Origin of the sequence: Streptomyces sp. NPDC008086, assembly GCF_042957325.1 — a bacterium.
Classification (GTDB): domain Bacteria; phylum Actinomycetota; class Actinomycetes; order Streptomycetales; family Streptomycetaceae; genus Streptomyces.
Map to the genome: position 1 here is coordinate 95,948 of NZ_JBIBIA010000012.1, position 12,277 is coordinate 108,224.

General features: G+C 70.3%; 11 protein-coding genes. 7 read left to right on the top strand and 4 right to left on the bottom strand.

Translation table 11 applies throughout. The annotated features are described in order from the left end of the window. Window positions 1-151: 151 nt before the first annotated feature. The 3 genes from ACFZBP_RS35935 to ACFZBP_RS35945 form a co-directional block, all read right to left on the bottom strand. Window positions 152-1,558: an FAD-dependent oxidoreductase gene (locus ACFZBP_RS35935; RefSeq protein WP_391419612.1), complete on the bottom strand. Its 1,407-nt coding sequence runs from the start codon at window positions 1,556-1,558 to the stop codon at window positions 152-154. Beyond that, complete coding sequence (locus ACFZBP_RS35940; RefSeq protein ID WP_391419776.1) at window positions 1,555-2,742, bottom strand: MAB_1171c family putative transporter; 1,188 nt, start codon at window positions 2,740-2,742, stop codon at window positions 1,555-1,557. The genes ACFZBP_RS35935 and ACFZBP_RS35940 overlap by 4 nt, the downstream gene beginning before the upstream one ends. A gap of 71 nt (window positions 2,743-2,813) precedes the next feature. After that, the gene (locus ACFZBP_RS35945; protein ID WP_391419614.1) at window positions 2,814-3,473 is read right to left on the bottom strand and encodes a toxin-antitoxin system, toxin component family protein; all 660 of its coding nucleotides are present in this window, start codon (window positions 3,471-3,473) and stop codon (window positions 2,814-2,816) included. Window positions 3,474-3,727: 254 nt separating this feature from the next. Between ACFZBP_RS35945 and ACFZBP_RS35950 the strand changes: the two genes are divergently transcribed. The 7 genes from ACFZBP_RS35950 (at window position 3,728) to ACFZBP_RS35980 (ending at window position 11,358) form a co-directional block, all read left to right on the top strand. Continuing rightward, window positions 3,728-5,077, top strand: coding sequence for an extracellular solute-binding protein (locus ACFZBP_RS35950; protein ID WP_391419616.1), 1,350 nt, complete (start codon window positions 3,728-3,730; stop codon window positions 5,075-5,077). A gap of 14 nt (window positions 5,078-5,091) precedes the next feature. Further along, window positions 5,092-6,030, top strand: a complete 939-nt coding sequence (locus ACFZBP_RS35955; RefSeq protein WP_391419778.1) for an ABC transporter permease subunit — start codon at window positions 5,092-5,094, stop codon at window positions 6,028-6,030. Continuing rightward, complete coding sequence (locus tag ACFZBP_RS35960) at window positions 6,027-6,887, top strand: ABC transporter permease subunit (RefSeq protein WP_391419618.1); 861 nt, start codon at window positions 6,027-6,029, stop codon at window positions 6,885-6,887. Before ACFZBP_RS35955 ends, ACFZBP_RS35960 begins: the two co-directional genes overlap by 4 nt. Continuing rightward, the gene (locus tag ACFZBP_RS35965) at window positions 6,884-7,855 is read left to right on the top strand and encodes an arabinan endo-1,5-alpha-L-arabinosidase (RefSeq protein ID WP_383450289.1); all 972 of its coding nucleotides are present in this window, start codon (window positions 6,884-6,886) and stop codon (window positions 7,853-7,855) included. The genes ACFZBP_RS35960 and ACFZBP_RS35965 overlap by 4 nt, the downstream gene beginning before the upstream one ends. Window positions 7,856-7,935: 80 nt before the next feature. Further along, window positions 7,936-9,447 carry an alpha-L-arabinofuranosidase C-terminal domain-containing protein gene (locus ACFZBP_RS35970; RefSeq protein WP_391419621.1) on the top strand — a complete coding sequence of 504 codons (1,512 nt, stop codon included), beginning with the start codon at window positions 7,936-7,938 and terminating at the stop codon, window positions 9,445-9,447. Between the two features lie 139 nt (window positions 9,448-9,586). Next, window positions 9,587-10,501 (top strand): sulfite exporter TauE/SafE family protein, encoded by a 915-nt coding sequence (locus ACFZBP_RS35975; protein WP_383450292.1) that lies wholly within the window; start codon window positions 9,587-9,589, stop codon window positions 10,499-10,501. A 197-nt stretch (window positions 10,502-10,698) separates the two neighbouring features. Next, window positions 10,699-11,358 carry a DUF4360 domain-containing protein gene (locus ACFZBP_RS35980; RefSeq protein ID WP_391419624.1) on the top strand — a complete coding sequence of 220 codons (660 nt, stop codon included), beginning with the start codon at window positions 10,699-10,701 and terminating at the stop codon, window positions 11,356-11,358. 88 nt (window positions 11,359-11,446) lie between these two features. Here the strand turns inward: ACFZBP_RS35980 and ACFZBP_RS35985 are convergent, their stop codons facing one another. After that, window positions 11,447-12,211: an intradiol ring-cleavage dioxygenase gene (locus tag ACFZBP_RS35985; protein ID WP_391419626.1), complete on the bottom strand. Its 765-nt coding sequence runs from the start codon at window positions 12,209-12,211 to the stop codon at window positions 11,447-11,449. Window positions 12,212-12,277 lie beyond the last annotated feature (66 nt).

Consider the following 12,277-nt stretch of genomic DNA (forward strand, 5'->3'; position numbering starts at 1 on the left):
CGCCAGACACTCGAAAGCCCCCGGGCGCCAGCCCCTGACGGCCGCCCCACACCCCGGCTCTCCCTGTCGCGCGCCGATCTGGCTTCGTCGCGGCCCCGGTCGGGGCGGGACAGCCGGTCCCGGGCTGCCGCAGCCGGACGGCTGGTCCTTCTCAGACCAGCCCGCCCGCCTTCCGCTCCTCCGCCGTCAGCGGCGGCCCGCTCAGCGTCGGCTTGAGCGGGCCGATCGCGGCGGCGAGGAGGACGGACGGGGTCAGGAGGACCTCGGCGCCGCGTTCCAGGGACGTCACGTCCGTCACCCGGCGGGCGATGCGGCCGTTGCCGGTGGCGGTGTGCATGAGGCGGGCCACGTAGGCCGCGACGAGGCGTTCCCTGAGCGTGGGGCCGTTCTCGGTCGCGCCGGGGTAGAAGACGTCCTGGCCGATGGCCATGTCCCAGGCGGCGGCGACCGGGCGGGTGACCGCCCGCTGGACGCGCCGGGCCAGGCCGGGGGACGTCGGCGGGTGACGGCGCGTCATGTCACGCAGGATCAGGGCGCTCTGGGCGGCGACCGAGAGGCCGTGGCCGTAGACCGGGTTGAACGCCGCGAGGGCGTCGCCGAGGACGACGAGGTTCTCCGGCCAGGCCGGCATCCGCTCGTAGAAGTGGCGGCGGTTGACGGTCGTGCGGGTGCAGGAGACGGGGGACAGCGGCTCGGCGTTCTCGATGAGGTCGCCGATCAGCGGATGGCGCAGCTTCTCGCGGGCGAAGCCGGCGAAGTCCTCGGCCGTGGCGGGGGGTTCGCCGCCACGGGTGCCGGAGAGGGTGACGATCCACCGGCCGTCCTCGATCGGCAGCAGGAATCCCGCCCGGCCCGGCCCGCCGTCGCGCGGGTCGGGCTGCACGTTGACGACCGGGAAGCCGTCCCGGGCGTGCTCGGGGGCGAGGTAGAGGCGGCTGGCGTACACCAGTCCGGAGTCGACCTCGCGGCGCTCGGGTGCGGGAAGCCCCAGTGCCGTGAGCCACTTCGGAGTCCCGGAGCCGCGGCCGGTGGCGTCGACGACCAGGCAGGCGGGCAGGGCGCGTTCGGTGCCGTCGTGGGTGCGGACGCGTACGCCTGTCACGGCGGCGGCCGTGCCGGTCAGCCCGACGGCCTCCGCCCGGTCGACCAGGTCGATGCGCTCGTCGGCGAGGACCTGCGCGCGGATCGTCGCGTCCAGCAGGTCCCGGCCGGCCAGGATCACATGGTGCGACTCGGGCCAGCGGCGGAACCAGCCCCGTGCCGACATGGCGACCACGTCCGTCGTGACGGGCAGCCGCTGCGCTCCGGCGGCCCGGAGCACCTCGGTGACGCCCGGGAGCAGTTCCTCCATGGCCCGGACCCCGCCCGACCACAGCATGTGCGCGTGGCGCGCCTGCGGCAGCCCCTTGCGGGGCTCGGGGCCGTCGGGCAGGGCGTCCCGGTCGACGACGACCACGCGGTCGGCGAAACCGGCGAGCGCGCGGGCGGCGAGCATGCCGGTGTGGGATCCCCCCAGGACGACGGCGGTTCTGACGTCTGGGGCGGGGCGTTCGTTCATGCGGAGGCACTCTCTGCCGGGGCGGTCGCTCGGGCGCGTACCGCCTCGATGTCGTCGGGGTGACGCAGGGCTCGGGACACGGCCTGGATCTCCCGCAGCAGATACGCGGTGTCGGGGCCGGACGGGGAGACGCCGGCGTCGGCCTCAGGGGAGCGCCGCCGGGTGTCGACGGCGTCCAGCAGCATCACGGCCGCGGCGAGGGCCTCCGCCCGCGCGGGCCCGAAGCCGAGGCCGAGGGCCGCGTCGTACGACCGTGCGCGCAGGTTCTCGTCGAGGTGCCGGGACACCTGGAGCAGCGCGTCGCGGATGAACGTCTCCCGGCGGATCAGCCGCAGTTCCGCGGTGCCGCGCAGGGTGAAGGGCTCGCGGGCGGCGCTGACCGACCGCATCAGCGCGGAGAGGGTGCGCAGGTGACGGTGGCGCAGCCGGATCCGCCAGTGCTCGTGCAGGTACTGGCCCGTGTGCGGCAGGATGAAGCCCACCGCGACCAGGGACGCGGAGACACAGGCCGCCGCCGGCGCCAGGTCGGTGCTCAGCCAGTCCAGGTCGTGGCCCGTCCAGCGGGCGGTGACGGCGGTGAGCTTGGACGCGTCGAAGAGCAGGTTCGTCGCGTAGCCGACGCCCAGGAACCTGAGGCCCCAGCGCAGCCAGCCGTCCAGACCGTCGGTGCGGATCCAGTTCCAGATCAGCCGGGCGGTGATCGTGCAGGCCACGGTGTGGGCGAGCAGGTAGAGCAGGATCTGCTCGCGCATGAACGGCGTCGTGGCGTAGTACGTGTCGAGGTCCCGCAGCCGTTCCACGGGGGCGTCGGCGAGGGCGAAGAGCACCCACAGGGCGACGACCACGCCCGCGTAGACGGAGACGACCCAGCGGGTCGCGCGGCGCGTCGCGGCCGAACGGTTGGCCAGGCCGTTGCGCCAGGCGATGATCAGCAGCAGCCAGGAGGCGCACAGCGCGGTGATCAGCGAGTACACCCAGGGCGCCGAGATGTTCGGTACGCCGGTGACGCGGTTGGTCCAGGCGATGGTGCTCGGGGCGGCGAAGACGAACACGGCGCAGGCGAACAGCAGCAGACCGCCGACGGCACGCAGCAGCGGGTCCCGCCACATCCGGACGATGCTCGGCAGCTTGATCGCCAGGGCGGCGGTGAGGGCGACGGTCGGGATCCAGAAGGAGATCTGCACGTCACCGAAGAGCCTCGCCGAGGTCGACGCCAGCGCGGCGGCCGGCTCCGACGCCGGCCCGGTCGCCCAGGTCACCGCTCCACCCTCCCGTTCCCGCCGCCGGCCCCGCTGCCGCTTCCGCGATACCCCATCGACCGCTGCACCGGCCCGAGCGGCGGCTCCGCGCCCCGCCCCGACAGCAGCGGCCGGAACGCGGCCGCCAGACGGTGCCCGAAGTCGTCGGCCTCGGACTCGTCCCGCTCCCGGGAACCGTTGCGCGCGGCGACCGTGAGGGCGACGTCCTTCCAGCCGGGCGTGCCGGCGAGGGCGTGGGCGGCGGCCGTACCGTCCGTGTGATGGTGGCCGTGACCGGCGTGCAGATGCCACAACTCATGGCCGAGGATGACCAGTTGCTGCATCGCCTCGGCCCGCTCCTCGACGATGACCAGGTCGAAGTCCTGGAACTCCACCCACAGCCCGGTCACTTCGATCTCGTCGGGAAACCGCTCGAACCGCAGCTCGACAGGCCGCCCGCCGCGCCGTGCGCTCATCTCCGCGCACAGCGCGTGGCACAACTCGCGGACGTCGGCCGGGGGGTGAGGTCTGGTACGCAGTGCGGCGCTCAGATCGGAGGCCAGGTCGCGCATTCCGGAGGCGGAGCGTGAGCGCCGCAGCCGTAGGGGGTGTTTCAAAACACCCCCTAGCACCGAAGCGACCCGGGCCGCCCTGTTGCGCGCGCCCGCGATGTCCATACCACCCCCTGTTTCCCCCGCCGCCCGGCGAGCCGTTCGAGCCTACGCGGCCCCGCGTGTCCGCGTCATGCGATCCGACGCCGTAGTTCAAGCGGGAACGACCGTGGCCGGCGCAGGCCTGCGGCCGACCCCCGCCCCACCCACCCCGCCGCGCGCAATTCGTGCACGACCCATTGACTAGAAAGCGCTTGCCGCCTACGGTCCCGTTCGAAGTTACGTTCACAATTCGAGATATCGAACAGTTAGGGCAGGGAATGGGACGACCTGGCCTGAATCGCAGGCAGCTTCTGGCCGCCGCCGGAGGACTCGCGGTGGCCGGCAGCTTCGGCTTCGCGGCGCTCGGGACCGGGGCCGACGCGCTCGCCTCCGACGCGCGTACGCGGGTGCGGTACTGGAACCTCTTCAGCGGCGGCGACGGCGCCAACATGATCGCGATGCTGGACGCCTTCCGGAAGGCCGATCCGGACATCGACGTGAAGGACTCCACCCTCCAGTGGGGCAACCCCTTCTACACCAAGCTCGCCATGGCCGCGGCGGGCAACCGCGCACCCGACCTCGGCGTCATGCACATGGGCCGGGTCACCGGCTTCTCACCCGGCCGCCTCCTGGACCCCTGGGACGTCGACCTGCTCGCCGAGTACGGCGTGCGCGAGCAGGACTACAACCCCGCCCTGTGGCGGCGCGGCATCATCGACGGCAAGCTCTACGCCCTCCCGCTCGACATCCACGTCCAGCTCTGCTTCTACCGCAAGGACGTGCTGAAGAAGGCGGACCTGCTCGGCGACGACGGCCGGATGATCCCGGTCACCTCCACCGACGAGTGGTTCGACGTCCTGAAGCGGGCCAAGGCCGTCCAGAAGAAGGGCCTGCAGACGATCGGGCTGTGGACCAACGACCAGAACTTCCAGTGGTGGTTCTTCGTCGCCTTCTACACCCAGCTCGGCGGCCGGTGGTTCAACGACGGCAACACCGAGGTCCTCTTCGACACCGACAAGGCCACCCAGGTCCTGGAGTTCCTCCGCAGGCACGTCACCGACGGCTACGTCATCCCCGGCGCCCCCACCGGCGAACAGTTCGTCAACGGCGCCCCCTTCACCTGGGAGGGCAACTGGTCCGTGCCGGTCTTCTCCGGCGCGAAGCTGGACTACGGCGCGGCCCCGCTGCCCCCCGTCTTCGGCAGGCAGGCCACGCACGCCGAGTCGCACGCCTTCGTCCTGCCGCACCAGTCGGACCGTGGCGGCGCCACCAACGAGGCCGCCCACCAACTCGCCGCCTACGTCGTCAAACACGCCCTGCAGTGGGCGGCCGGCGGCCACATCCCCGCGTACACACCGACGCTCTCCACGGCCGCGTACAAGAAGCTCACCCCGCAGAACGAGTACGTCAGCGCCATGGACCACCAGGCCACCGAGCCGAAGGTGTGGTTCGCGGGCTCCACCGGCGTCCTCGCCCAGGACCTCGGCCCGGTGGTCGTCTCCTCCACGATGGGCTCCGCCCGGCCGGACAAGGTCGCCCGGACCATGAAGAGCCACCTCACCAAGCTCCTCGCCTCGAAGAACCCGATGGACGGCAGAACCGCCGCGCAGGGAGGTGCGGTCGCATGACGACCAGCGCGCACATGACGACCGGAGCACAGACCGCCCTCGCACCGGCACGCGCCAGGACCGCGACCGCCACCGCGACCGTCCGCCGACGGCAGGGCTTCCAGCACGGAGGCTGGTTCGTCGCGCCGTTCCTGGCACTCTTCGCGCTGTTCGTGATCTGGCCGCTGCTGCGTGGCGTCTACCTCAGCTTCACGGACGCCAACATCTCCGGCGACGGCGCGAGTTTCGTCGGCCTCGACAACTACCGCGAGGCCCTGAACGACTCGGCGATGTGGGACGCGCTCGGCCACAGCGCCTACTTCACGCTGCTGGTCGTCCCCTGCATCACGGTCCTCGCCTTCCTCCTCGCGATGCTCGCCCACCACATCGAACGCGGCAAATGGCTGTGGCGGCTGTGCTTCTTCGTGCCGTTCCTGCTGCCCTCGACCGTCGCCGCCAACATGTTCCAGTGGCTGTTCACTCAGGGCATCGGCCTGATCAACGAGACCTTCGGGCTCGACACGCCCTGGCTGACCGACAAGTCGTACGCCATGCTCGCCATCGTCATCGAGACCCTGTGGTGGACGGTCGGCTTCAGCTTCCTGCTCTACCTCGCCGCCCTCCAGGGCATCCCCGACCACCTCTACGAGGCCGCGAAACTGGACGGCGCGAACGCCTGGCACCGCGTCATCCACATCACGCTGCCGATGCTGCGCAACATCACCGGTCTGGTGATCGCCCTCCAGATCCTCGCCTCGCTGCAGCTCTTCGACCAGGCCGTCGTGATGATGGACTTCTCGCCGGGACCGGAGCTCAGCACCCGCTCCTTCGTCCAGTACACCCTCGAACAGGGCTTCACCAGCTACCGCGTGGGCTACGCCTCCGCGATGTCCATCGTCTTCTTCGTGATCATCGCAGTCGTCGCCCTGGCCCGGATGTGGCTGCTGCGCAACCGTGAGGAGAGCGGCCGATGACCACCGCCGTACAGCTCCGCAAGAACTCCCGCAGGCCCTGGACGCCCAGCCAGATCATCCTCACCGTCCTCGGCGTCGCCGTCTCCGCCGTGTTCGTGGCTCCGATCGCCGCGGCCCTGCTCACCTCGTTCAAGTCCGAGGCGGAGGCGGCCGCGATCCCGCCGCACTGGCTGCCCGAGGACTGGACGGCCCAGGCGTGGAAGGGGCTGTGGCAGACCGGCAACATCACCAACTGGTTCGTCAACTCCCTGGTGGTTTCGGTCTGCGTCACCTCCGTGGTGCTGGCCGTCAGCGCCCTCGCCGGATACGGCTTCGCCCGCACCGAGTTCCGCGGCAAGACCGTCCTCATGGGCGTCGTCATGGGCGGCCTGATGATCTCCCCGGCGGTCCTCGGCGTCCCGCTCTTCACCACCGTCCAGCAGATGGGCATGGTCGACACCTACTGGGGCATGATCCTGCCCCAGTGCGCGCCCGCCGCGATGGTCTACATCCTCTACAAGTTCTTCCAGGGCATCCCACGCGAACTGGAGGAGGCGGCCTTCATCGACGGCGCGGGCCGCTGGCGCGTCTTCTTCACGATCGTCGTCCCGCTCGCGCGGCCGTCGTTGGCGGCGGTCGGCATCTTCACCTTCATCGCCTCCTGGAACAACTTCCTGTGGCCCTACATGGTGACCAACAACCCCGACCTGATGACCATGCCCAACGGCATCGCGACCGTCATGAACTCCTACGGCATCCAGTGGGCCCAGCTCATGGCCGGCGGCCTCATGGCGGGCCTCCCCCTGATCGTCGTCTTCGTCTTCTTCCAGCGACAGATCGTGGCGGGCGTGGCCCACACGGGATTGGCCGGCCAGTGAGAGTGCGCAGAGCGGTGACGGCAGTGGTCGCGGCGGCCTTCCTCGCCTTCCTCCCCAACGCCGCCCAGGCGGCGGAGAGTTACCCCGACCCGCTGCCCCTTTCCGGCCAGCAGATCATCCACGACCCGACGGTCCTGAGGTTGAAGTCCGGCCAGTACGTGGCGTACTCGACCGGCGGGGTGATCGGCGCCCGGCTCTCGAAGGACCTGCGGAACTGGACCGACTCGGGCAACGCCTTCGCCGAGCCGCCGAGCTGGTGGTACGAGTACAACGACACGGGTGACCCGTGGGCGCCGGACATCTCGTACCGCGCGGGCAGGTACTGGCTGTACTACGCGGTGTCCAGCTGGGGCACCAACCACTCGGCGATCGGCGTCGCGACGTCCCGCTCGGGCCTGCCCGGCACCTGGACCGACCACGGCAAGGTCTTCACCTCCGAGACCACCGACACCTGGAACGCCATCGACCCGGCGATCGTCCAGGCCGACGGCCGCCTCTGGATGTCCTTCGGCTCGTACTGGACGGGCATCCGCATGGTGGAACTCGACCGCAGCACCGGCAAGGCGGTCACGGGAGCACCGGTCCACCATCTGGCCACCCGCCCCGACGCCCCGTACGCGGTCGAGGGCCCGTACATCGTGAAGCACGGCCGCTTCTACTACCTCTTCGCGTCGTACGACCAGTGCTGCTCGGGCGTGAACTCGACGTACAAGATCAGGGTGGGCCGCTCGACGTCGGTGACCGGCCCGTACGTCGACAGCACGGGCAAGCCGCTGCTGGAGGGCGGCGGAGACCTGGTGTTGGCAGGACATGGCCGGTTCGTCGGCACAGGAGGCGAGTCGGTGTTCAAGGACAGGGGCCGCGATGTCCTGGCGTACCACTACTACGACGCGGAGGACGAGGGCACGCCAAAGCTGGGCCTCAACAGGCTCAGCTGGACGAAGAACGGCTGGCCGAGAGTCCTTTAGGGGCGCGGGGAACTGCGCGACCAGCCACGATGCACCCGCAGCCGCCAACGAAACAGAACCACCCTCTTCGGAAGGCAAAAATGAGCACTGCCCGCTTCGCCCTCGACCCCGCCTTCACCGTCGGCCAGGTCAACCCCCGTATCTTCGGCAGCTTCGTCGAACACCTCGGCCGCTGCGTCTACACCGGCATCTTCGAACCCGGGCACCCCACCGCGGACGCGGACGGCATCCGCCAGGACGTCCTGGATCTCGTCCGGGAACTCGGCGTCACCGCCATCCGCTACCCCGGCGGCAACTTCGTATCGGGCTACAAGTGGGAGGACAGCGTCGGCCCCGCAGCGGAGCGCCCCCGCCGTCTCGACCTCGCTTGGCGCTCGACGGAGTCGAACCGCTTCGGCCTCTCCGAGTACATCGCGTTCCTGAAGAAGGTCGGCCCCCAGGCCGAGCCCATGATGGCCCTCAACCTCGGCACCCGCGGCGTCGCGGAGGCCCTCGAACTCCAGGAGTACGCCAACCACCCGGAGGGCACCGCCCTGTCCGACCTCCGTGCCGCGCACGGCGACAAGGACCCCTTCGGCATCAAGCTGTGGTGCCTGGGCAACGAGATGGACGGCCCCTGGCAGACCGGCCACAAGACCGCCCAGGAGTACGGCCGCCTCGCCGCCGAGACCGCCCGCGCGATGCGCCAGATCGACCCGGGCGTCGAACTCGTGGCCTGCGGCTCCTCCAGCCAGTCCATGCCGACCTTCGCCGCCTGGGAGGCGACGGTCCTGGAGGAGACGTACGACCTCGTCGACCACATCTCCCTGCACGCCTACTACCAGCCCGAGGACGGTGACGTCGACTCCTTCCTGGCCTCCGCCGTCGACATGGAGTCCTTCATCGAGAACGTGGTCGCCACCGCCGACCACATCGGCGCGAAGCTGAAGTCGAAGAAGAAGATCAACCTCTCCTTCGACGAGTGGAACGTCTGGTACATCTCGGAGTGGCACGAGATCGAGAACTCCGGCGCGCGGGACTGGGCGGAGGCCCCGCGGCTCCTGGAGGACAACTACAGCGTCCTGGACGCGGTCGTCTTCGGCTCGCTCCTGATCGCGCTGCTGCGCCACGCCGACCGCGTCACCGTCGCCTGTCTCGCCCAGCTCGTCAACGTGATCGCGCCGATCATGACGGAGCCGGGCGGCCCGGCGTGGCGGCAGACGACGTTCTTCCCCTTCGCGCAGGCCTCGCAGTACGGCCGCGGCGAGGTCCTGGACGTACGGGTCGACTCACCGACGTACGAGACGAAGAAGTACGGCGAGGCCGACCTGCTGCACGCCACCGCGGTGCGCGCCGAGGACGGCACGGTCACCGTGTTCGCGGTGAACCGCGGCCGCACCGGGGAACTGCCCCTCGATGTCGCCCTGAACGGCCTCGACCTGACGCGCGTCGTCGAGCACAGCGCCCTCGCGGACGCCGACCCGGACGCCCGCAACACCCTCGACGACCCCGAGCGGGTCGCCCCGCACCCGGTCGAGGGCACGGTGCTGAAGGACGGCCGCCTCACCGCGGTACTGGAACCGCTGTCGTGGAACGTGATCCGGCTGGCCTGAGGCGACGCAGGTCCACCCCTTGGACCTGCGTCCCACATCACGGACGCTCACAGCTCACCCCCAGCCTGATGCCCTAAGGTCCGGTCCCGTCCATCCCTATCAACCCGGTAGGAAACCTCGGAAAGACGGGACCGGCCGCATGCGCACGCTGATACTGCTCGCCCTCGCGGGCCTGGGCGCCCAACTCGTGGACGGCAGCCTCGGTATGGCCTACGGGGTCACCTCGACCACGCTGCTGCTGGCCCTGGGCACCAACCCGGCCGCCGCCTCCGCCACGGTCCACCTCGCCGAGATCGGTACGACGCTGATGTCGGGCGCCTCGCACTGGCGCTTCGGGAACGTCGACTGGAAGGTCGTCGGGAAGATCGGCGTGCCGGGCGCGGTCGGTGCCTTCCTCGGCGCGACCGTCCTGTCGAAGCTGTCCACCGACGTGGCCGCCCCGCTGATGTCCCTGATCCTGCTCGGCCTCGGCGTGTACGTCATGTCCCGCTTCACCTTCCGCGGCCTGCCCAAGGACCGCGTGGGCCTGCCCCTGCGCCGCCGCTTCCTCACCCCGCTCGGACTGGTCGCCGGCTTCCTGGACGCGACGGGCGGCGGGGGCTGGGGGCCGGTCGGGACTCCCGCCCTGCTGGCCTCCGGCCGGATGGAGCCGCGCAAGGTCATCGGCTCGATCGACACCAGCGAGTTCCTGGTCGCGGTCGCCGCGAGCCTCGGCTTCCTGTTCTCGCTGGGCTCGCAGGGCATCGACTTCGTCTGGGTCGCCGCCTTCCTCGCCGGTGGTCTGGTCGCCGCGCCGATCGCCGCCTGGCTGGTGCGCGTCCTGCCACCCCGCGTCCTGGGCTCCGCGGTGGGCGGCGTCATCCTCGTCACCAACGTCCGCACCCTGCTGAACAGCGACTGGCTCGCGGTCTCCGGGATCACGGCCGTGGCGGTGTACGTCGCCCTGTACGGGCTGTGGGCCGCCGCCCTGACGTACTCGATCCGCGCCCATCTGAAGGAGTCGCGGTCGGCCGGGGTCGAGCCGCTGGCGGAGCGCCAGTCCGTCGGCGCCTGACCGAAAGGAATCGGCCACCTGGGGGCGCGTCGCTCAACAGCGCGGTGAATGGCTGGAGTTGGCCCTGTCGGCCGCTCGCGCAACTCCTACGATGCGTACGCCTCCGGCCTTCACAGAAACCCCACTGATTCTTCAAAGATTCAACAGGTGGGCGCGGGCCTGGGGCACAGCCACCCCCCATTCCCAAGGAGAGCTCCATGGCACGTGGACTCCTGCGATTCCTGCTGAGCGGCGGCGCACTCGCCGCTCTGCTCACCGCGGCGCTGCCCGCGGAGGCGACCCCGGCGTTCGAAGACCCGCCGCCGGACAAGATCGTCATCAAGGTCGCCACGGTGAACGGTTCCGGCTGCCCCCAGGGCACCACCGCCGTCGCCGTCTCCGAGGACAACACCGCGTTCACGGTGACGTACAGCGACTACCTCGCCCAGGTCGGCGGCAACTCCGACCCCACGGCGTTCCGTAAGAACTGCCAGCTCAACCTGGTCGTGCACGTCCCCGGTGGCTTCACCTACGCCATCGCCAGCGCCGACTACCGCGGCTTCGCCGCCCTCCAGCCCGGCGCCAGTGCCATGCAGAGAGCCTCGTACTACTTCCAGGGCTCGCCGAACACCCAGTTCCGCAGCCACCCGTTCAGCGGCCCGCTCAACGACAACTGGCAGGCCACCGACGAGACCGACTGGGCCCAGCTGGTCTGGGCGCCCTGTGGAGTGCAGCGCAACTTCAACATCAACACCGAGCTGAGAGTGAACCTCGGCTCGTCCTCGCCGAGCAAGGTCAGCTTCATGACCATGGACTCGACGGACGGTGACATCAGCACGGTGTACTACCTGGCATGGAAGCAGTGCCCGGAGAAGTAGTCCTACGGATACGTCAGGCCGTGCCCGGTGGCATGCAGCGTGCTGCAGAGTCCGGGCACGGCCTGACACCTGTCCCGTCGGGGTCGGGTCAGCTCTCCACTCCGAGGGTGAGCGTCCCCGCGTAGCCGGCCCAGGGGCCGCTGCCCAGGGCGGTCAGGGTGAGAAGCCCGGACGCGGCGCCTCCGTCGTCGTAGATGCCGTCCTGGGTCAGGGTGGTGCGCGGGACGGTGTTGGCGGCGTAGGTCGCGAGCGCGGCGACTCTGGTGGTGATCGTCTCGTCGAAGAAGAGCTGGCCGGTGTGGAGTTCCTGGCCGCCGGTGAAGGAGCCGTCGTCGGTGAGCGTGACGTCGGTGTGCACCTTGACGTGGATGTGCACGCAGCGGCCGCGGTACCAGCCCGGGTACACCGTCGTGATGCGCGCGACGCCGTCCGACCCGGTGAGCACGCCGCCGCGCAGGAACGTACCGTTGTCGGGCTCGTCGTGGCCGTTGTTGCCGACGAAGCCCGAGTACTCGCCGAGGGCGTCGCAGTGCCAGATCTCCACCAGCGCGCTGTTCAGGGGCGCGCAGGTGTCGTCGTCGACGACGGTGAGGGTGAGCTCCAGCGGGATGCCGGTCTTGTCCTCGCTGATGTCGGCCCGGACCAGCTGTCCGTCCAGGTAGTAGGGACCTTCGGTCATCTCCTTGGTGAGGGTGCAGACGGCCGCGGCGACGGGCGCCGTGCCGGCCGCCTCGGCTGTGGGGGCTTCGGGTGCGGCGGCGGTGACGGCCAGGGAGGCGGCCGCCGCGCCGGTGGCGATCAGCACGGTGCGGCGGCCGATCGGGGTGGGGGTTTCCCTCGAAGTGTCTGTCATGGGCACGGCACCGTAGGGAGGGAGGCTGTTGATGAGCTGTCAGTTGGGCAAAGTGAGCATCTGAGC